Annotated in this window: 21 protein-coding genes and 1 other RNA gene; 9 read left to right on the plus strand and 13 right to left on the minus strand. The window is 64.0% G+C overall.

What is annotated here, in order from left to right; all coding sequences use genetic code 11:
* From V474_RS01325 to V474_RS01340, 4 genes are read right to left on the minus strand one after another with little or no spacing between them, the layout of a single operon-like run.
* Positions 1–564 (minus strand): NUDIX hydrolase, encoded by a 564-nt coding sequence (locus V474_RS01325; RefSeq protein WP_059149772.1) that lies wholly within the window; start codon positions 562–564, stop codon positions 1–3.
* A complete protein-coding gene (locus tag V474_RS01330) occupies positions 561–1,244 on the minus strand; it encodes a TPM domain-containing protein (protein ID WP_059149773.1) in 684 nt (227 codons plus the stop codon). The genes V474_RS01325 and V474_RS01330 overlap by 4 nt, the downstream gene beginning before the upstream one ends.
* Positions 1,245–1,247: 3 nt before the next feature.
* Positions 1,248–2,063, minus strand: coding sequence for a TPM domain-containing protein (locus V474_RS01335; RefSeq protein ID WP_059149774.1), 816 nt, complete (start codon positions 2,061–2,063; stop codon positions 1,248–1,250).
* Between the two features lie 4 nt (positions 2,064–2,067).
* Positions 2,068–2,673: a LemA family protein gene (locus V474_RS01340; protein WP_059149775.1), complete on the minus strand. Its 606-nt coding sequence runs from the start codon at positions 2,671–2,673 to the stop codon at positions 2,068–2,070.
* A 197-nt stretch (positions 2,674–2,870) separates the two neighbouring features.
* On the opposite strand from V474_RS01340, the gene mscL reads away from it, so the two are divergent.
* A complete protein-coding gene (gene mscL, locus V474_RS01345) occupies positions 2,871–3,338 on the plus strand; it encodes a large conductance mechanosensitive channel protein MscL (protein ID WP_059149776.1) in 468 nt (155 codons plus the stop codon).
* Positions 3,339–3,390: 52 nt separating this feature from the next.
* Positions 3,391–3,752, plus strand: a transfer-messenger RNA (tmRNA) gene (gene ssrA, locus V474_RS01350).
* Between the two features lie 114 nt (positions 3,753–3,866).
* Here ssrA and V474_RS01355 read toward each other — a convergent pair.
* Positions 3,867–4,145 (minus strand): hypothetical protein, encoded by a 279-nt coding sequence (locus V474_RS01355; RefSeq protein ID WP_059150716.1) that lies wholly within the window; start codon positions 4,143–4,145, stop codon positions 3,867–3,869.
* A gap of 309 nt (positions 4,146–4,454) precedes the next feature.
* On the opposite strand from V474_RS01355, the gene V474_RS01360 reads away from it, so the two are divergent.
* Entirely contained in the window at positions 4,455–6,563 is a 2,109-nt protein-coding gene (locus V474_RS01360) for a malate synthase G (RefSeq protein ID WP_059149777.1), read from the plus strand.
* Positions 6,564–6,751: 188 nt separating this feature from the next.
* On the opposite strand, the gene V474_RS01365 is transcribed toward V474_RS01360, so the two are convergent.
* Complete coding sequence (locus tag V474_RS01365) at positions 6,752–7,147, minus strand: winged helix-turn-helix transcriptional regulator (protein ID WP_236710503.1); 396 nt, start codon at positions 7,145–7,147, stop codon at positions 6,752–6,754.
* A 113-nt stretch (positions 7,148–7,260) separates the two neighbouring features.
* On the opposite strand from V474_RS01365, the gene V474_RS01370 reads away from it, so the two are divergent.
* Entirely contained in the window at positions 7,261–8,034 is a 774-nt protein-coding gene (locus tag V474_RS01370; RefSeq protein WP_059149779.1) for an SDR family oxidoreductase, read from the plus strand.
* A 50-nt stretch (positions 8,035–8,084) separates the two neighbouring features.
* Here V474_RS01370 and V474_RS01375 read toward each other — a convergent pair whose 3' ends face one another.
* The 3 genes from V474_RS01375 to V474_RS01385 all read right to left on the minus strand — a co-directional run bounded on the left by V474_RS01375 (position 8,085) and on the right by V474_RS01385 (position 10,061).
* The gene (locus V474_RS01375) at positions 8,085–8,528 is read right to left on the minus strand and encodes a nuclear transport factor 2 family protein (protein ID WP_059149780.1); all 444 of its coding nucleotides are present in this window, start codon (positions 8,526–8,528) and stop codon (positions 8,085–8,087) included.
* Between the two features lie 11 nt (positions 8,529–8,539).
* Positions 8,540–9,226, minus strand: a complete 687-nt coding sequence (locus tag V474_RS01380) for an SDR family oxidoreductase (RefSeq protein WP_059149781.1) — start codon at positions 9,224–9,226, stop codon at positions 8,540–8,542.
* Positions 9,227–9,389: 163 nt separating this feature from the next.
* On the minus strand, positions 9,390–10,061 hold the full coding sequence (locus V474_RS01385; RefSeq protein ID WP_059149782.1) for a TetR/AcrR family transcriptional regulator: 672 nt from the start codon (positions 10,059–10,061) through the stop codon (positions 9,390–9,392).
* Positions 10,062–10,252: 191 nt separating this feature from the next.
* Here V474_RS01385 and V474_RS01390 point away from each other — a divergent pair, with 191 nt between their 5' ends.
* The 4 genes from V474_RS01390 to V474_RS01405 are packed head-to-tail and all read left to right on the plus strand — an operon-like array spanning position 10,253 to position 13,202.
* Positions 10,253–10,831 (plus strand): nuclear transport factor 2 family protein, encoded by a 579-nt coding sequence (locus V474_RS01390; protein ID WP_236710505.1) that lies wholly within the window; start codon positions 10,253–10,255, stop codon positions 10,829–10,831.
* A gap of 39 nt (positions 10,832–10,870) precedes the next feature.
* The gene (locus tag V474_RS01395) at positions 10,871–12,199 is read left to right on the plus strand and encodes an aromatic ring-hydroxylating oxygenase subunit alpha (RefSeq protein ID WP_059149783.1); all 1,329 of its coding nucleotides are present in this window, start codon (positions 10,871–10,873) and stop codon (positions 12,197–12,199) included.
* Between the two features lie 38 nt (positions 12,200–12,237).
* Positions 12,238–12,756 carry a VOC family protein gene (locus V474_RS01400; protein WP_059150718.1) on the plus strand — a complete coding sequence of 173 codons (519 nt, stop codon included), beginning with the start codon at positions 12,238–12,240 and terminating at the stop codon, positions 12,754–12,756.
* Positions 12,757–12,782: 26 nt separating this feature from the next.
* Complete coding sequence (locus V474_RS01405; RefSeq protein ID WP_059149784.1) at positions 12,783–13,202, plus strand: nuclear transport factor 2 family protein; 420 nt, start codon at positions 12,783–12,785, stop codon at positions 13,200–13,202.
* Positions 13,203–13,279: 77 nt separating this feature from the next.
* On the opposite strand, the gene V474_RS01410 is transcribed toward V474_RS01405, so the two are convergent.
* Entirely contained in the window at positions 13,280–13,645 is a 366-nt protein-coding gene (locus tag V474_RS01410; protein ID WP_059149785.1) for a putative quinol monooxygenase, read from the minus strand.
* 142 nt (positions 13,646–13,787) lie between these two features.
* On the opposite strand from V474_RS01410, the gene V474_RS01415 reads away from it, so the two are divergent.
* The gene (locus tag V474_RS01415; RefSeq protein WP_059149786.1) at positions 13,788–14,546 is read left to right on the plus strand and encodes a glucose 1-dehydrogenase; all 759 of its coding nucleotides are present in this window, start codon (positions 13,788–13,790) and stop codon (positions 14,544–14,546) included.
* Between the two features lie 13 nt (positions 14,547–14,559).
* On the opposite strand, the gene V474_RS01420 is transcribed toward V474_RS01415, so the two are convergent.
* The 3 genes from V474_RS01420 to V474_RS01430 form a co-directional block, all read right to left on the minus strand.
* Positions 14,560–15,786, minus strand: a complete 1,227-nt coding sequence (locus tag V474_RS01420; RefSeq protein WP_059149787.1) for a glycosyltransferase — start codon at positions 15,784–15,786, stop codon at positions 14,560–14,562.
* A 16-nt stretch (positions 15,787–15,802) separates the two neighbouring features.
* Entirely contained in the window at positions 15,803–16,375 is a 573-nt protein-coding gene (locus tag V474_RS01425) for a helix-turn-helix domain-containing protein (protein WP_059149788.1), read from the minus strand.
* Positions 16,376–16,472: 97 nt separating this feature from the next.
* Positions 16,473–18,254 (minus strand): ABC-F family ATP-binding cassette domain-containing protein, encoded by a 1,782-nt coding sequence (locus V474_RS01430; protein ID WP_059149789.1) that lies wholly within the window; start codon positions 18,252–18,254, stop codon positions 16,473–16,475.
* Between the last annotated feature and the right edge of the window lie 7 nt (positions 18,255–18,261).

Below are 18,261 nucleotides of genomic sequence, written 5' to 3' on the forward strand. Positions count from 1 at the left end.
TCAGCCGAGCAGCTTCGGTCCCAGCAGCGTCAGGATCTTCACGTCGACGGCATAACCCTCGGCGCGCCAGTCCTTCAACGCCTGCTCGATTCCGGCGAGCGGGACGCGGTGGACGATGATGTCTTCGCCCTCCACGCCGCCGCCTTCAGCCACTTTCGTCAGTCCCTGCGCGCGGAACAGGGTGAAGCTTTCGCTGACCATGCCGGGGGAGGAAAAGAACTCGCCCACCTTTTCCATTGTCCCGGCGTGGTAGCCGGTTTCCTCCTCCAGTTCGCGGGCGGCGGCGATGGCAGCGTCTTCGTTGGCGTTGTTATCGTCATCGCCAACGAGACCGGCGGGCAGTTCGATGCAGCGCTTGCCCAGCGGCACGCGAAACTGGTCGACAAGGATGACGTGGTCTTCCGCGTCGACGGCCAGGATCACCGCGGCGCGGATGCCGCGTGCGCGGCTCACGTATTCCCAGCGGCCTTGGCGCCGGGCGGTGATGAAGCGGCCTTCCCACATCGTTTCGACGGGGAGGTCCGCGTCGTGGTGACTGGAAGGTGCGTGGGTTTGCGAGGTCATACTTCGATCAGCCTGTCGGGAAGTTCGTTGACGTCGCCCGGCAGGCGGGGGACGTGAGCGGCAAGCACGGGGGCGACCTTGCCAATGGCCGCGATCATCGCATCGGCGGTCCGGCCCTCACGCAGTTCTGCGAGAAGGGCGTGCATCGCCTCGGCCCAGACGCCCGGTTCGACCTTGCCGGCGATTGCCTCGTCGGCGACGATCTCGGCGCGGTGTTCGCGCATCGAGATGTAGATGAGGATGCCGGTGCGCCCGGTGGTGCGCTTTTCGGTACCGATGCGGAAAGCGCGCAGGGCGCGGCCATGGACGCGCATGGTGCGGATCGGCGCAGGGATCATCCAGAACTTGAGCGGCTGCCACAGCTGGAGCAGCAACATGCCTGCGAACTTGAGGCTGGCCACGCCCAGCGCCAGCGAGAGGATCATGCGCGGGGTCCATTCGTGCCCCCAGTCGGCGATGAGCCGGTCGTAGAGGCCCATGTAGAATTCAGGCGCGATGGCGAGTATGCCGAGCGCCAGGAACGCCACCAGCGCCGACCACGCAAGCGCTACGTCTGTATAGCCGTCCGAACGATCGGCGAGGATCGTCACGATCTCACCGGAACTGAGCAGTTCGGCTTCGGCCACGGCGGCACGGATGCGTTCGTGGTCCTCGTCGGACAGGTAACGGGGACGTGCCATGTTCTACCAGCTCCCGCTCGAACCGCCGCCGCCGAAACTGCCGCCGCCGCCGCCAAATCCACCGCCGCCCCAGTCGCCGCCGCCACCGCCTCCCCAGCCGCTGCCGGAACCGCCGCCGAGGCCGCCGGGGAGCCAGACGATCGGGCCGCCGAACCCGCCGCGCCGGCGCCCACCGCCGCTGGCTGCGCGCATGATCGGCAGGACGAAGAAAAAGATCACGACGAGAATGAAGATCACCGTGCCAATCGACAGATCATCGCCACCTTCTGCGCGCTGTTTGTCAGCCTGCGCGGCGATTTTCTGCGCTTCTTCCGGGGGCAGGGTGAGCTGCTTGATGATCGCGTCGGTGCCCGCCGCGATGCCGCCGGGCATGTCGCCCGCCTTGAAGCGAGGCAGGATCTGGTTGTTGATGATCAAGAAGCTCATACCGTCGGTCAACACCGGCTCAAGGCCGTAACCGACTTCGATGCGCACTTTGCGCTCATTGGGAGCGACGATCAGGATCGTGCCGTTGTTGTCGCCCTTCTGGCCGATTTTCCAGTATCGGCCGAGCTGGTAGCCGTAGTCGGAAATCTCGTAGCCGCCCAGGCTGGGCAGCGTCACCACCACCAACTGGCGGCGGGATTGTGTTTCCAGGGCCGCCAGCTTTTGCGTCAGCTGCGCTTCCTCGGTCGCAGGGATCACGTTGGCCGCATCGACGACGCGCCCGGTCAGTTTGGGAAACTGGGGGCCGGCAGCCTGCGCAAACGCCTGCGGCCCTGCAAGCAGGGCACACAGGGACAGCAATGCGGCCGTCAGGACGGCCCGGAAGCGGGTCACCGGATCAGAGCTTGCCCTGGAGGTCCGGGGCCTTTTCGGCGCCGGGCGTGACGGATTTGTACGGCACCAGCGGGTCCGCACCGCGCAGGCGGGCGCCGATCATCGAGGGGAATGTGCGCACTTCGGTGTTATAATCCTGCACCGCCGCGTTGTAGTCGCGGATAGTGATGCGGATGCGGTTTTCCTGGCCCTCAAGCTGGCTCTGGAGCATCTGGTAGTTGGCGTTGGACTTCACCTCGGGGTACGCTTCCACGCTGGCGAGAAGGCGGCCGATGCCGGCACCCAGCTGGGCCTGAGCCTGCTGGAATTGCTCCATCTTTGCGGGGTCGCCCAGATCGTCGCCGCTTACCTGGATCGACGTGGCCTTGGCGCGCGCTTCGGTGACGCCTACGAGGATGCCCTTCTCCTGCTCAGCGGCGCCCTTGGCTACGGCGGCGAGGTTAGGGACCAGGTTGGCGCGTTCCTGGAAGGCGGCTTCGACGTCGGCCCACTTGGCCTTGGCGGCTTCCTGCTTGGTCGGAACCGAGTTGAAACCGCAGGCGGCGAGCGAGAGGGCCGCCGCTAGTGCCAGTACGGTGCGTCCACGGCGGGCTGCGTTGGAAAGCGACATCGGGGTGATTCCTCCACTGGGCCGTCGGCGCTGCAAACGGCTTCCACAAGCGATAGATAGCGATACGCCATGACGGATCAAGCGCAGCATGGTGCCGTGGTGAAAACCGACAGGGTTAACAAACGTTTGAGGCACGGCAAGGAGTGTGTCAAAATGAGCATCCCCCCTCCCAATCGCCGAAACAGGGACTCAAGCGAATGGCAATATTCGACGAATTCAAGAAGTTCATCTCACGCGGCAGCGTGCTTGACCTCGCGGTCGGTGTGATGATCGGTGCGGCTTTCGGCAAGATCGTCAGCTCTCTCACCGAAAACGTCATCATGCCGGTGATCGGCTGGGCGTTCGGTGACATCGACTTCTCGAACTATTTCGTCCAGCTGGGCGAAGTGCCGGCCGGATACACCGGCAACCCGGGCGACTATGCCGCGCTCAAGGCCGCCGGCGTGGCTATGATCGGCTACGGCGAGTTCGTTACCCAGATCGTGAACTTCCTCATCATCGCCGCCGTGTTGTTCATGCTGGTGCGCTCGATCAACAAGATGGTAGAATCGATGAAGAAAGAACAGGCCGAGGCGGATGCCACGGCAGCAGCCGAAACGCCGACCGATCCGCAGCTCGATGCGCTGAAGGAAATCCTCGCGGAACTGCGCAAGGACAAGGTGTAAGCGCAAGCGGAGCGCGGCGCTGACCAAGTTGGCGCTGCGCTCTTTCACGCGGTCACTTCACATTCAGGATCAAGGCCCTATATGGGCAGTTGCCGGCTTAGGCCGGATATGATGATAAATTGTTACGTACAATAGATGCAGCGGACCCGGGGGCGGTACCCGGCGGCTCCACCATCACCCGTTCCTTTCAGGAACACCCCGTTGTCGCGGGGGTGATGACGGGGCCGAACTAGGATCGACGTGTGTTGAAAAGCGTAGTTTTCATCCGGGCTGAGTAACCCGTTCAAGGCTCAAAACTCATAAGTGCCAACGACAACGACGCACTTGCTCTCGCAGCGTAATTCTAGGGGCTAACGCCCTGAAGTTACAAAGTTAGAACACGGCTGGGCCCGCCGGGTAACAGAAGGGATTCCAGGGGCCCGGGGTGAGCCTGTCAACAGAATCACCCCACCTTCCATCATCGACGTGCGCTATGTAGCTGGCTGGTTGGCGCCCGGCGGCTTCTGAGCAGCGCGAGCTGCCGGGAGTTCAGGCGGCCTCGCGCTCCATTATGGGCGAGGCGGAGGCTGAGGAGGCCTGCCGCTCCAGCAAGGCGGCCTTTTCGAACTTGATGCAGTCGAGAATCTTGGCGCCCGCCATGAACACCGCGCCGGTGCAGGCCAGGAACAGCAGCTTGCCGCCAAATCCCGGGAACCGCGTAAGATACACGCTACCGCGCTCGACCGCGCCCAAGGCCAGGGCGTAGATTATCATGTACGCTTCCCAGTTGGTCTTGATGATAAACAGGCGACCGATCTTTCGGAGCATTTCCATCCCTTTGTTCTGGCCACTGCTCAGCAACGTTCGTGCCAACCCTGCGTTCCCGCCGGATACGATGCTTAACGAATGCTGGAATGTAAGGGTTACCGACGGCTGTTGTAAATCCGGTGAAATCCCGGTGTCCCGGCACATGACACCATTATAACCAATGGAACCGGGACTTTGGGCGCTGTTGCGAATCGCGCGAGGTTGGGCCATAGCCGTTTCCGATCCTTCCCCAGGGCAATTTGGTAATTAGCTTGACCGCCGCAGGCCGTATCCACGGCCGTGCGCGTTCGCAAACCAGTGCGAGGAAGTATGACTGACAGGGTTGATCGTTCCGGGCTTCAGGTCGACGCGAAGCTGGCCAGGTTTGTCGAAGAGCAGGTATTGCCCTCGATCGGACAACAAGCCGCCGCCTTCTGGCAGGGCTTCGCGCAGCTTCTGAGCGTCTATGCGCCGCGTAATAGTACGCTGCTGGATACCCGAGATTCGCTGCAGGCACAGATCGATGCATGGCACGGCGCCCGTGCCGGCAGGCCGATCGACCAGGCCGAATACCAGGCGTTCCTGCGCGAGATCGGCTATCTGGTGCCGGAACCGGGCGTTTTCACTGTCACCACTACCGGCGTCGATCCCGAGATCGCGACGATGGCCGGGCCGCAGCTGGTCGTCCCGGTACTCAACGCGCGCTTCCTGCTCAATGCCGCGAACGCGCGCTGGGGCAGCCTTTACGATGCATGGTACGGTACCGACGCGCTCGATGCCGCGCCGGCGCAAGGGACAGGTTACGATGAGGCTCGCGGCGCGGCAGTGATCGCTGCGGGCCGTGCGTTTCTTGATCAGGCAGTGCCGCTCAAGTCGGGTTCCTGGGCCGATCTTGCGGATGTTACCGCCCTTGAACTCGCTGACGAAGCGCAGCTCGTCGGCAAGACGGCGGCAGGGCTGCTGTTAATCAACAACGGCCTCGGCGTCGAGGTTGTCGTGGACCCGGCAGCCCAGGTCGGCAGCACCGACAAGGCCGGCATTTCCGATATCGTGCTGGAAGCGGCGCTTACCGCGATCGTCGACCTTGAAGATTCGATCGCGGCGGTGGATGCGGCGGACAAGGTGCTGGCCTATGCCAACTGGCTGGGCGTGATCCAAGGCGACCTGACCGACACCTTCCAGAAGGGCGGCAAGTCGCAGACCCGCGCGCTGGCCCCCGACAAGGAAGTGACCCTGCCGAGCGGCGAAGCGGCGCTGATGCCGGGGCGTTCGCTGCTGTTCGTGCGCAATGTCGGTCACCTGATGACAAATCCGGCGATCCTGCTGCCTGGCGGTGGCGAGATTCCCGAAGGCATTTTGGACGCGGTCATCACCAGCGCCATTTCTGCGCAGGACGTGCGCGGGCTGACGAAGTACGGCAACAGTCGCGAGGGCAGCATCTACATCGTCAAGCCCAAGATGCACGGGCCGGAGGAATGCGCCTTCACCAACGACCTGTTCGACGCGGTCGAGGATCTTCTGGGCCTTGCCCGGCACACCATCAAGGTCGGCGTGATGGACGAGGAGCGCCGCACTTCGGCCAACCTCGCTGCCTGCATCCACGCCGTGCGCGAACGCATCGTCTTCATCAACACTGGCTTCCTGGATCGCACCGGCGACGAGATCCACACCTCGATGCAGGCAGGTCCGATGATCCGCAAGGCTGCCATCAAGGCGTCCGCATGGATCGCCGCCTACGAGAAGCGCAACGTCGCCATCGGGCTGGCCCACGGCCTTTCGGGGGTGGCGCAGATCGGCAAGGGAATGTGGGCCGCGCCCGACATGATGCGCGACATGATGACGCAGAAGATCGGCCACCCGAAGACAGGCGCCAACACCGCCTGGGTGCCGTCGCCCACTGCCGCCACGCTCCATGCGATGCACTACCATCAGGTCAACGTATTCGGTCTGCGCGAGGATATCGCCGCGCAGGAAGTGCCCGGGCTCGACCTGCTGCTGCAGGTGCCGCTGGCGCACGGGGCGAACTGGTCGGAGGACGAGGTCCGCGAGGAACTCGACAACAATGCGCAAGGTCTGCTCGGTTACGTCGTGCGATGGATCGACCAGGGCGTCGGCTGCTCCAAGGTGCCCGACATCAACGACGTCGGCCTGATGGAGGACCGCGCGACGCTGCGCATTTCCAGCCAGCACATGGCGAACTGGCTGCTTCACGGCGTCTGCTCGCCCGAGCAGGTGATGGATTCGCTGAAGCGCATGGCCGCCAAGGTCGATGCCCAGAACGCTGGCGATCCGCTCTATCAGCCGATGGCGGGCAATTGGGATACCAGCATGGCTTTCCAGGCGGGCTGCGACCTTGTGTTCAAGGGCGTGGATCAGCCCAATGGCTACACCGAGCCACTGCTCCATGCCTGGCGCCTGAAGAAGAAGATGGCTGCCTGAGGCTCTTCGGCGCGGCGTTCTTGCCCTTGTCGTATCGCCGCCGCCGTGTGGGGCGGCGACCGACCGGCAAGTGCTCTGAAGCGTAAAATCAGCGCAGCCGGCCCTTTAGAAGGCAAGCTTGTCTCTGTGGCCGTGCGTCTTTCCCGCCAAAGCCCGCTCGCAATTTCGTGCGATGCTGGGGTAACCCCTCAGCGCGCGTCGAAGTCTTCGCGCGCGCGTTCGACGCGGTCGAGGTTGGCCGCAGCCCATACCCACACCCCGCAGAATGCTTCGCTCAGGCTCGATCCCAGCGGGGTGAGGGCGTAGTCGACGCGCGGCGGTACCACAGCGTGAACGTGCCGGGTAATCATGCCGTCGCGTTCCATGCGGCGCAGGGTTTGCGTGAGCATCTTCTGACTGATGTCGGGCACAAGCCGCGCGATCTGGGTGAAGCGTTGCTCTCCGTGTTCCTCGAAAACCTCGAGCAGGATCATCGTCCACTTGTCGGCGACGCGGCCGATCAGTTCGGTCACAAGGGCCTCGATGCGTGGATCGATGACCTCGGATTCACGCGCCTTGGTCGAGGGTTCGATCCCGTCGGACATGCTTGTCACCATCGGATAGTCGCTCTCTTTTGGGTAAGTATAAATCTTTGGGGTGCCTTCTTACCATTCGTGTGTGGGGCGCTACATCGATCACGTCAACCAAGGAGGTTCCTATGAAAATGACTGGCAACACCATCCTGATGACCGGTGGCGGTTCGGGCATCGGCGAGGCGCTGGCGCAGCGTTTTCACGATCAGGGCAACGTCGTGATCGTCGCCGGGCGCCGGCTGGAAACGCTGGAGGCGGCATGCAAAGGCCGCGAGAACATGCATGCGTTGATGCTGGATGTGGAAAGCGCAGAGGGCATTACGGCCTTCGCCGCTCAGGTTCTGGAGCACTTCCCGGCGCTCAACGTGCTCGTCAATAATGCCGGGATCATGCGCTACGAACGGGTTGATACCGCGCGCGACCTTGGCGATGCGGAAGCGACGCTGGTGACCAACGTGCTGGGTCCGATCCGTCTGATCGATGCTCTGGTGGATCACCTTGCCGCGCAGGAGGGCAGCGCGATCGTCAATGTCACGTCGGGGCTGGCTTTCGTACCGCTCTCAGGCACGCCGACCTACAGCGCGTCGAAGGCGGCGATGCATAGCTACACCCAGTCTCTGCGCGAGATGCTGCGCGGGCGAGTGGAAGTGATCGAGCTGGCGCCGCCTGCGGTGCAGACCGACCTCACCCCGGGCCAGAGCACCCGCGAAGGCTATCAACCGCTGGGCGAATTCAGCGATGAGGTGATGGGCCTGTTCGCGCAGGATCCCACGCCCGAGGAAATTCTCGTTGAGCGCGTCAAGCCGCTGCGCTTCAGCGAAGTGGAAGGCAAGCAGGGCGCGATCATGGCGAACCTCACGGCCGCTTCACGTAGGATGTTCGAGCAACTCGGAACCTGAGAAGCACGGCGCGCACCTTGGTCGGTGCGCGCCCTGTTTTGCGCGGATCGTTAGTCCTCGCGCGCGTCGAAGGTGGTATATTCGCGTCGGGTGAACAGCCACTGGCCGTCCACTTTCGCCAGTTCATCGACGTAGCGGCCGCGCAGGCGCATGGTTTTGGATGTGGCCGGGTCCTCGAAGATTTCCGAGGTGTAGGAGATCGCCGTGGCCCGGTCGCCGTCCACCAGGATTTCACCGGGGTGGGCGACATAAACCATCGGCCGCGCGGCGCCGCCGCCAAGGCCGTAGTGCTTCATCGATTCGCTCCAGCCGGCGACGATCGCCGCCTTGCCGGTGAACCCGCCTAGATCGGGAAATTCGGGCAGGGCCCAGAAGGCGTCCTCGGCCCAGGTGGCGGCCCAGATTTCGACGTCGCGGGTCATCACGCCGTGGGCATATGTATCGAGAAGTTCGCGAATGAGGACGCGATCCTCCAGCGGTCCGGTGAATGCCATCGCTGCGTTCCTTACCAGTCGTGCTTTTCGCCGTTCCACTTGTAGAACTCGCCGGTGTCCTCGATGCCCCAGCCATCGGTGAGGGCGATGATCGAGGAGGCGCTGTCCTGCGGGGTGATGTCGGCGCCGGGGCCGCTCATGTCGGTCGAGACGTAGCCGGGATGGATCACGCCAACCACGATGCCGCGATCCTTCAGGTCGATCGCGATAGAGCGCATCATGCGGTTCAGTCCTGCCTTGGCCGCCGCATACCCCCAATAGCCGCCGTAGGGCCAGGTCGAGGCGCCTAGCTGGCTGGAGAAGTTGATGACTTTCGAACCCTCGCCAAGGCGGGGCAGGAACGCGCTGAGAACGCGCAAGGGGCCTTTCAGCATGATCTCGATCGACTGGTCGAAGTCATCCCAGTCGATGTTCTCGAAATCGGCTTCGGCCTTACCGACCACGCCGGCGACGTTGTAGAGGATGTCGATGGGGTCATCGCCGGTGGATGCAGCGCCGGACTTTACCGAAGCGCTGTCGCCCACATCCATCGTATGGACGGTCACCTTGCCGCCGGACGAAGCGGCGAGGTCGTTGAGGGCATCGGCGCCGCCGGCACTGCGCACGAGGGCGAATACTCGGTCGCCGCGTTCGAGGTGCTGCTTGGCCAGTTCAAACGCGATTCCGCGTGCTGCTCCGGTGATTGCCACGTTCGCCATCAGGTTTCCTTCCTTCGATTCAGTTCTCTGGGGCCTCGGGCAAAGCACGGGGCCGGTTCGAATCGTTATCCCGGCCAAGTCTGGAAGAGTAGGCGCCGTAGGGACACCTGTGACTTTGGAGAGAACGGGGAGGATGAGAACGGGACGGGCAGGTCTACCGCCTTCAGCGTTCCTCGCTGAGCCGCTGCATGGTGCGCGCGGCGAAATGGCGCAGGCGTTCAAGCCGCTCCCCGGTGCCGAAGACCGGCGCGTGGAGCAGCATGCCCATGTGGATGGCGCTGGTGAAGTCGTGCGCCAGCTTGAGGTTGTCCCAGTCTTCGCGCCACTGCGGGAAGGCCTCGATCATCTCGCTGGTCCAGACCGCGTCGTAGCGGCGCGCGGCAGGCTCGAAGATCGCGGCCAGCTCGCCGTCGGTGCGTGCCGCGACGGCCAGCTCGACCCAAGCGGCATAATCGCGCGTCTGGACCGAGCGCCAGTGCGCCTCGACCGCCATCTCAATCATCGGCTCCTCCACCCGGCGCGAAACGGCCTCGAAGTAGTCGGCCAGGAACGTGCGCATCCGGTGGTAGACGGCATGTTCGACCACGGCGGAGACCAGTTCCATGCGAGTCTGGAAGTGATGGTGCATAGCCCCGCGCGACACTTCGCAGGCAGTGGCCACGGCGGCGGTGGTCAGGCCGGGGTAGCCGCCTTCGACAAGGCAATCGATCGCTGCCGACACCAGCCGTTCGCGCATGAGCGCGCTTTTGCGCTGCTGCCATTTTTCGGGTGGCTGCGCGTGCATCTCGGGCGAGAGTGCGCTTAGCATCCGGTCCTGCAGAGACTGTGCCTTCAAGTATCTCTCCCCCTTCCGGCGTCAGCGCTGCGCTTCTCGCCGCTCGCCCGAACCTAGCCAAAGTCGCAGGTGAGCAAGTGGTCCATAAGGTAGCATAAAAAACCGGCAGTTGAGTCGGTTTATTTCAAAACAACTGCGGATGGGCAGAGGCGCGCGAAAATGCAGACGCGCCCTGGCCGGGAACGGGAGAGTTGAAAAGGCATGTTCCATTCACGCGCGAATTCCATCCCGAGGCTCGCCCCGTGGACGCAGTGACGACGAAAGCCCGCTTCGACCTTGAGGCCGAGGTCCGCGATCTGGCCGCCCGGCGCGACATCGCCGACGCGGCGGCGCGCTACATGCGCGGGCTGGACCGGCTCGACCCTGTTCTCCAGCGCACCGCCTTCCACGATGACGCCGTTGTCGACTGCGGGCTGATGAAGGGCTCGGCCGACGATTTCGTCGATTTCGCGCAAGGCTTCCTTGCCGACATGGGCGCAACGCATCACCTGCTCGGCCAGTCGCGCATCGCGATCACCGGCGAGACGGCCAGCGGCGAATGGTATTTCCAGGCCTGGCATTCCCTGCCCACACCCGAAGGCGGTGTGCGAGACCTGTTCATTTCCGGCCGTTACCTCGACGAATATGCCTGCCGCGATGGCGACTGGCGCATCGTCAACCGCGTCCTCGTCACCGACTGGGTGAAGGACGATCCCGGCACACTCGATTTCTTCGCGGCCAACCCCGTAGCGCCAAGAGGCGGCCGGCGCGGCGCCGATCCCAGCCAGTAACGATCACAAAAAAACGCGAAACCACAGGATACCCAGCCCATGAACATCCAGACCCAGGCATCGCGCTACTCAGCCGATTTCGACATGCCCGTGCGCGGCGATCCCATCACCGCCGACCGTTACATCTCCAAGGAGTGGATGGACGGCGAGATGAAGAATCTGTGGCCCAAGGTATGGCACCTTGGCGGCCTGCTTGCCGAACTGGAGGAGCCGGGCGACATCATCCGCCACAACTTCGCCAAGGAATCGGTCATCATGGTTCGCCAGGAAGACGATTCGATCAAGGCGTTCTACAATTCCTGCCCGCACCGGGGTAACCGCCTGATCGTGGGCGAACAGGCCAGCGTCATGCGCATCACCTGCGCCTATCACAGCTGGACTTTCGACCTCGACGGTACGCTCGCCAAGGTCCAGGACCCGGACGATTTCGAGGGCGGGACGCCTTGCGGACGCCTGCATCTTTCAGAACTGCGCTGCGAGACCTGGGGCCCCTTCGTGTTCTGGTGCATGGACGATGACGTCGCCCCGCTGCACGAATGGATGGCGCCGCTGCCCGAGCGCCTGAAGGGCTACGGCGTCGACAACTGGGTGCGCGTGCTCAAGGTGTCGGCGGATGCGGATTTCAACTGGAAGATCATTCGCGACAATTTCAACGAAAGCTACCACCTCCCCACCATCCACCCGGAACTGGCGACCTTCATCAACGACGGCCTGCCCGATACCCTGTTCGAGATGTACCCCTCGGGTCACAACTCGATGTGGATGAAGGGCCATCAGGCGACCACCCGCGTCGACTATCACACCAGCGAAGTTCCCGCCCCCCTCGGCGAGGCGGCGCGCGCATGGGGCATCGATCCTGAACCGTACAACGGCCGGACCGGCGACCTGCGCGAAGCCATCATCGAGGCCAAGCGCCGGCTGGGTCCGGGGCGCGGCTACACCAATTACGACAACATGAGTGATCAGCAGCTGGTGGACTATTTCCACTGCACCCTGTTCCCCAACCTCACCCTGACCATGAGCCCCGAGCAGCTTCAGGTCCTGCGCACCGAACCGCACCCCACCGACCCGGAAAAGTGCGTGTTCCAGCATTGGTGCCTCTACCCGCCGGTGGAGGGCATGAAGGAGGTGTTCACGCCGCTGGGCATGTTGCCGCTGGAACATGACGCGGTGTCGCGGCACTCGGTCTACGGCGACGGTGTCTCGGTGGGCTACGTGGCCGATCAGGACCTGTCGATCGGCACCACTCAGCAGCAGGGCCTCAACTCTCGCGGGTTCAAGGGCTGCAATCTACCCGGCCAGGAAAAGCGCATTCAGCGCTTCCACGAACTGCTCGACGACTACGTGAAGGGCGAAATGCCAGCCTGACCATGCTCTTCGTTCCCGGCCGGCCCGGACCCCACGTCATGCAGGTTGCATTGATGGTCGACGACATCGAGAGCGCCTGCATGAACTGGACGCGGACCGCCGGGATCGGGCCGTTCTTCCACGTCCCGCGCATCGTGCTGGAAGAGTACGATTACCGGGGGCGGGCGGCTTGCGGCCTCGATTTCTCGGTCGCCATCGCCCAGTCGGGCGGGGTGCAGATCGAGCTTGTGCAGCAACACTGCGACAATCCTTCGGCCTACCGCGATACCATCGCCAAGGGGCAGGGCGGCTTCCACCACCTTGCCATCTACACCGGCGATTATGACGCGGCCTATGCCGGCTACGTCGAACAGGGCTTTACCGCAGCGGTCGATGGCAGCTTCGGCGGTTTCCGCTTCAGCTACATCGACACCAGCGCCGCGATCGGCTGCATGATCGAACTGATCGAGGAAAACCCGCTGCAAGGCGATTTCTTCGCGCGCATAGCCGATGCGGCGCGCGAATGGGACGGGGTGACCGACCCCATCCGGCCCGGCTTCCCCGCCGAGGCGCAATAAACGATGGCCCGAGAGGAGTTGCCGACATGACTGCCTGCCCCGTTGAAGATCGCCTGGCGATCCATGACCTGCTCGTCTCCTACGCCCACGCGGTAGACAGCCTGCACGACCTCGACGGCATCTGCGCCGTGTTCGAGGAGGACGCGGTGTTCGACCTGTCGGGCATCGGCTTCCCCAGCCTCAATGGCCACGGCGAGATCCGCAAGTTCTTCGAGGACACTTTCGAGGCGATGGCGGCGCACGCGCACTACCTCACCAACTTCGCGATCACCGCCTATGACGGTGATACGGCGTCGATCCGCGCCTATGTGATCGGCATGGGCAAGTACAAGGCGGGCGGCGGTATCACTGTCAACGGCCGGTATTACTTCGACGTCGTGCGCACGGCTGCTGGCTGGAAGGCCAAGCGCTACACGATGGATTTTCTGATCCCGATCGAGGGATAATACGCAGCTTCACCGCTTTACCCGCCGTCCCCCTGAAACACGTTAAGGGAGACGGCGGTGGTGAGACACAAACCCAGTCAGGCTCCGGCCAGCGTAACCCCGAAAATCTCCTTACGGGGCCAGCCGTCTTCGGCGTACACTGGCTCGATCCCGGCGGCGGTGTAAATCTGCACGTGGAAGCCGGTCAGTTCGTACCGTTCCAGATGGCTGCGCATATCGGCATAAGGCGGGTCGGCGAAGTGTTGGAGCAGCGCTTCCTCGCTGTCCCACTCCTCGTATACATGCATCTGCCCCGGTTCCAGCGGGTCCACGGCCCAGTTGTAGGCAGTGCAGCCCGCTTCCTCGCGGGCGGCGGCGATGTGATCGGCGCCGCCGACGATGATCTCGGCGCAGGTCTTTTCGTCGCCGGCGAAACGTAGCCAGCCGGCCACGATGATACGCATGGGGATAGTCCTCTCTCGATTATGTGAGGCAGAGGCTAGGACTGCCCCGGCACCGGCGCCTCTGGCACTTTGCACAGGTGCATGGCGGCTGCCCACGCCGTTCAAGGGCGACAACACCAGAACAGACCACGGAGAGCGAGCGATGACGGGACGGATCGAAGGCAATGTGGCGCTGGTCACTGGCGGGGCGTCCGGGCTGGGCGAGGCAATCGCGCGCCGTTTCGTGGCCGAGGGCGGCAAAGTGCTGATTACCGACATCGATGTGGCGGCAGGCGAGGCGCTCGCTGTCGAACTGGGCGAAGCGGCTGCCTTCGCGCGGCTAGACGTGACGCAGGAAGATCAGTGGATCGGTGCCTTCGCGCACATCGAGCAGGACCACGGCCGGATCGACACACTGGTCAACTGCGCCGGGATCACCACCGTGGGTTCAGTGGAAGACCTGACGTTCGACGCTTTGCAGCATGAGCTAGATGTCGACGTCGGCGGCGTGCTCCTGGGTTGCAAGCATGTCATCCCGCTGATGAAGCGCACCGGCGGCTCGGTCATCAACATCGCTTCGATGGCGAGCATCCGTGCGCGCGATTACCTTGCTGCTTATAACGCGGCCAAGGCCGGCGTAACTCACATGACCAAGTCGATCGCGCTGCACTATGCCCACAAGGGTTACGCCATGCGCTGCAATTCGGTGCATCCCGGCGTGATCCTGACGCCCATGTTGGAAAAGGTGATGAACCAGTCCGAGACTCCCGATGCGCTTTATGCGGAATGGGTGGCCGGGCATCCCATCGGGCGGCTCGGCCGGCCCGAGGAAGTCGCGGCGCTGTGTCTCTACCTTGCCAGCGACGAAAGTTCATTCGCGACCGGCGCGGAGTTCGTGCTGGATGGTGGGTCTTCGCTTTAGGCGGCGGTCAAGCTCACGGCTCGACTTGCAGTTCCGGTTCGGGCGCGGGTTCAAGCTCTCCGAGAACGCCTTTCCAGAAATGCACGATATTCTCGGCGTTGACGCCCCAGCTGAAGCGGCTGACGTGTTCCGCCACGTCAGCCTGGCTGGGTGGGTCGGCGAGGATATCGGCTACAGCCGAGGCAATGGCCTCGGGCGTGCGTTCGGCGATCCGGCCGGCGCTTTCGTCGCTGACGATCTCGCGCGCGCCGCCGATGTCGGGGATGACGATGGGGGTACCGCAGGCAAGACCCTCGATCCACACGTTTGCCAGGCCCTCGCTGGCGGAGGGCAAGACAAGCACGTCAGCCGCGCAAAGGACATGCGGCAGCAGTTCATGGTCTATCAGTCCCAGGAAGTGGACACGTTCCTCCACTCCCAGCCGCCGGGCGAGGGCTTTCAGACGCGCCTCGTCCTCGCCCGCACCGGCCAGCGCCAGACGCGCTTCGGGCAGGCGGGTGAGGGCCTCGATGACGATGCTCTGGCCCTTGCGCGGGATCAGCGAGCCGGGCGTTACCAGCAGCGGCCCTTTGGACCAGATCTGCAGGTTGGGCATGGCCGAAACCAGCGCGCGGGCGGCGCCGCGCTCGATCGGGTGGAACTTCTCGCGGTCCAGCCCGGTGTAGTGGATGGCGATGCGCTCGGCTGGCATACCCAGCGCGATCATGTCTTCCCGCAGCGCCTGGCTGACGGCGAGCAGGCCCGCCGCCTGCGCCGCTGCCTCGCGCATCTGCTTCAGGGCATGGGGGCGCTGGCCCCAGAAATGGATGTCTGCGCCGCGTGATTTGATGGTCAGCGGCAGGCCCAGTTCGCGCGCGATGATCGCGGCGGCGGGGCCATCTGGGAAGAAGAACTGCGCATCGACGATATCGAAGGGCCGCTCGGCATGAAGGCGGCGGACCAGCGGCAGCACGGCATGCGCGATACGCGCCGGATTGGTATCTCCGCCGATCTTCGGAAAGGTCGTGAACTTGGGATAGTAGACCGGGAAACCGGCGGTATTGCCGACATCGGGAATGGCCTTCAGCCGCGCATAAGGTTCGCGCATCGACAGCGGCCAAGGCGGCACGCCGATCGGGCTGACCACGGTCAGCTGGATATCGCCCTGCGCCACGACAGCGCGCATCTGGTTGCCCACGAAGACCCCGAACGAGGGCTTTACCGGGTTTGGGAAAAGCGTTGCGATCGAGAGGATATGCATCGAGGGGCGTGTGCCTTCAGAGTTTCCGGACAAGCATTTCGGCAACAGCCAGCCACGCAGGATGTTCCACAGCCACGCGGTCCTGTCCGCTGGTCGGAGGCAGAAGCAGGATGGTAGCCTCGGTGCTCTCGATCAGGCGGCCGAAGGAAAAGTGGCCGCCCGGGCGCGGAGCCAGCACGTCGCGGTTCATCAGCCGGGCGGCTTCCGCGAAAGGATACTGGCGCAGCCACACCTGGTCGCCGGCGCGGTATTCGCCGCAGGATGCCTCTACCGCCAGCACCAGCCAGGGCGTGTCTGCGGCGAGAGAGTTGGGCAGCACAGCCTCGATCGGGGTGCGCAGGGCTTCGGGGCCTTTGCCGCCCAGCGTGGCGACGATGCGGGCAGGTTCGGCGCCCTCGCTGCGCAGTAGGGTTTCCGGCTCCACGCCCAGCGCGGCAGCGATCCGGTTCATCCACACCAGCGAGAGGTTGCGCATCCCGGTTTCGAGCCGGCCGATTGTCTGCGCCGTCGTCTGCGGGTCGCAGGCGAGCGCCACGTCGGCGAGCGTCATGCCCTTTTGCACGCGAATGTCGCGGATGCGGTTGATCATGTTTCTGCCCCTAACCGATCTGGTTTTTCGCTTTCCTACAGGTTGAGGGATTTGGCAAGCCTGGAGGCACAGCGGGAATCACCGGAACCGCCCGGCCTCAGCCTTCCGCCTGTTCCGCCAGTTCGAGCCAGCGTTCCTCGGCAGCTTCCTTGTCGCCTTGCGCCTTTTCGATCGCGGCGGTGAGGGCGGCGAATTTCTTCGGATCGCGGGTGTAGAGCGCGGGGTCGGCCATTGCCTGTTCGTCGCGGGCGATGGCGGCTTCCAGTTCCTCGATACGCTTGGGGAGCAGTTCGTAGTCGCGCTGATCCTTGTACGAGAGCTTGGCCTTCTTCGCAGGCATCGGCGGCGGCGCGGCGGTTTCGGCCTTGGCCTTCTTGCCCGAGGAAGTGGAGCGTTCGCGGCGCTTGGCTTCCCAGTCGGCATAGCCGCCGACGATCACGTCGATGAACCCCGACCCGTCGAGGCCCAGCGTGAGATTGACGGTGCGGTCGAGGAAGTCACGGTCGTGGCTGACGATGAGCACGGTGCCTTCGTAATCGGAAATGACTTCCTGCAGGAGGTCCAGCGTTTCCAGATCCAGGTCGTTGGTCGGCTCGTCGAGCACCAGCAGGTTCGAAGTGGTCGCAAATTCGCGCGCGAACAGCAGGCGCGAGCGTTCACCGCCCGACAGGGTGCCGACTTTGGCCTCGACCATGTTCGGGTCGAACAGGAAGTCCTTGAGGTAGCCCTGGATGTGCTTGCGCACCCCGCGCACGTCGATCCAGTCGCCGCCCTCGGCCACGACTTCGCGGATGGTCATCTCCGGAGCCATCCGGCTGCGCTGCTGGTCGATAACCGTGGGGTTGAGCGTATTGGCCAGCGTGATCTTGCCCGAATCGGGTTCCAGCTCGCCCATCAGCAGCTTGAGCAGGGTGGTCTTGCCCGAACCGTTGCCCCCGACCACGCCAATGCGGTCGCCGCGTTGGATGCGCAGGCTGAAGTCCTTGATGACCGTGCGGTCTCCGAAGGACTTGGTCACCTTGTCCGCGACTATGACCGACTTGGTCTTGCTGTCGTCGGCGACTACGGCCAGCTTGGCGGCACCTTGCGGGCCCATCATCGCGGCGCGGGTGGCCCGCATTTCCCACAGCTTGGCGAGGCGGCCCTGGTTGCGCTTGCGCCGAGCGGTGACGCCGCGTTCCAGCCAGTGGGCCTCGATCTTGAGCTTGGCGTCCAGCTTCTGGGCGGCGCGTTCCTCCTCGGCGTAGACTTCGTCTTCCCAGGCATCATAGCCGCCGAAGCCGATGTCCTTGCGGCGCAGGCCGCCGCGGTCGAGCCACAGCGTCGCATTGGTCAGGCGGGTCAGGAAGGTGCGGTCGTGGCTGATGACCACGAAAGCGCCGTTGTAGCGTTGCAGCCACGATTCCAGCCAGTCGATCGCGTGAAGGTCGAGGTGGTTGGTCGGCTCGTCCAGCAGCAGCAGGTCCGGTTCGGATGCCAGCGCGCGGCACAGCGCGGCGCGGCGGCGTTCACCGCCCGATGCGCTGGCGGCTTCGCGCGAAAGGTCGATGCCAAGCTGGTCGGCGATCGCTTCCACTTCGTGGCGCGGCGGTGCGTCATCGCCGTGGATGGCGAAATCGAGCAGGGTGTCGAAGCCCGTGAAAAACGGGTCCTGTTCCAGCGTGACCACGCGCGTGCCCGGCTGGACCGAGCGGGTGCCCTTGTCGCCTTCCACGATGCCCGCGATCAGTTTGAGCAGCGTGGTCTTCCCCGCGCCGTTGCGGCCGATCAGGGCCAGCCGGTCACGCGGACCGACGTTGATGTCGAGGTTCTGAAAGAGCCAGCCATTGCCCTGAACAAGGCCAAGGCCTTCCCAGCTTAGGATTGGTGCGGTTGCCATATGACGC

Origin of the sequence: Novosphingobium barchaimii LL02 (genome assembly GCF_001046635.1) — a bacterium.
GTDB classification, from domain to species: Bacteria; Pseudomonadota; Alphaproteobacteria; order Sphingomonadales; family Sphingomonadaceae; genus Novosphingobium; species Novosphingobium barchaimii.

Bases quoted from the DNA above. Each gene is read 5' to 3' on its own strand.
- V474_RS01400 (WP_059150718.1), top strand. From the start codon at position 12,238: ATGCAGGTTGCATTGATGGTCGACGACATCGAGAGCGCCTGCATGAAC.
- V474_RS01355 (WP_059150716.1), bottom strand. From the start codon at position 4,145: ATGCTCCGAAAGATCGGTCGCCTGTTTATCATCAAGACCAACTGGGAA.
- V474_RS01325 (WP_059149772.1), bottom strand. From the start codon at position 564: ATGACCTCGCAAACCCACGCACCTTCCAGTCACCACGACGCGGACCTC.
- V474_RS01415 (WP_059149786.1), top strand. From the start codon at position 13,788: ATGACGGGACGGATCGAAGGCAATGTGGCGCTGGTCACTGGCGGGGCG.
- V474_RS01395 (WP_059149783.1), top strand. From the start codon at position 10,871: ATGAACATCCAGACCCAGGCATCGCGCTACTCAGCCGATTTCGACATG.
- V474_RS01370 (WP_059149779.1), top strand. From the start codon at position 7,261: ATGAAAATGACTGGCAACACCATCCTGATGACCGGTGGCGGTTCGGGC.
- V474_RS01330 (WP_059149773.1), bottom strand. From the start codon at position 1,244: ATGGCACGTCCCCGTTACCTGTCCGACGAGGACCACGAACGCATCCGT.
- V474_RS01420 (WP_059149787.1), bottom strand. From the start codon at position 15,786: ATGCATATCCTCTCGATCGCAACGCTTTTCCCAAACCCGGTAAAGCCC.
- V474_RS01340 (WP_059149775.1), bottom strand. From the start codon at position 2,673: ATGTCGCTTTCCAACGCAGCCCGCCGTGGACGCACCGTACTGGCACTA.
- V474_RS01405 (WP_059149784.1), top strand. From the start codon at position 12,783: ATGACTGCCTGCCCCGTTGAAGATCGCCTGGCGATCCATGACCTGCTC.
- V474_RS01365 (WP_236710503.1), bottom strand. From the start codon at position 7,147: ATGTCCGACGGGATCGAACCCTCGACCAAGGCGCGTGAATCCGAGGTC.
- V474_RS01430 (WP_059149789.1), bottom strand. From the start codon at position 18,254: ATGGCAACCGCACCAATCCTAAGCTGGGAAGGCCTTGGCCTTGTTCAG.
- V474_RS01410 (WP_059149785.1), bottom strand. From the start codon at position 13,645: ATGCGTATCATCGTGGCCGGCTGGCTACGTTTCGCCGGCGACGAAAAG.
- V474_RS01375 (WP_059149780.1), bottom strand. From the start codon at position 8,528: ATGGCATTCACCGGACCGCTGGAGGATCGCGTCCTCATTCGCGAACTT.
- V474_RS01360 (WP_059149777.1), top strand. From the start codon at position 4,455: ATGACTGACAGGGTTGATCGTTCCGGGCTTCAGGTCGACGCGAAGCTG.
- V474_RS01380 (WP_059149781.1), bottom strand. From the start codon at position 9,226: ATGGCGAACGTGGCAATCACCGGAGCAGCACGCGGAATCGCGTTTGAA.
- mscL (WP_059149776.1), top strand. From the start codon at position 2,871: ATGGCAATATTCGACGAATTCAAGAAGTTCATCTCACGCGGCAGCGTG.
- V474_RS01425 (WP_059149788.1), bottom strand. From the start codon at position 16,375: ATGATCAACCGCATCCGCGACATTCGCGTGCAAAAGGGCATGACGCTC.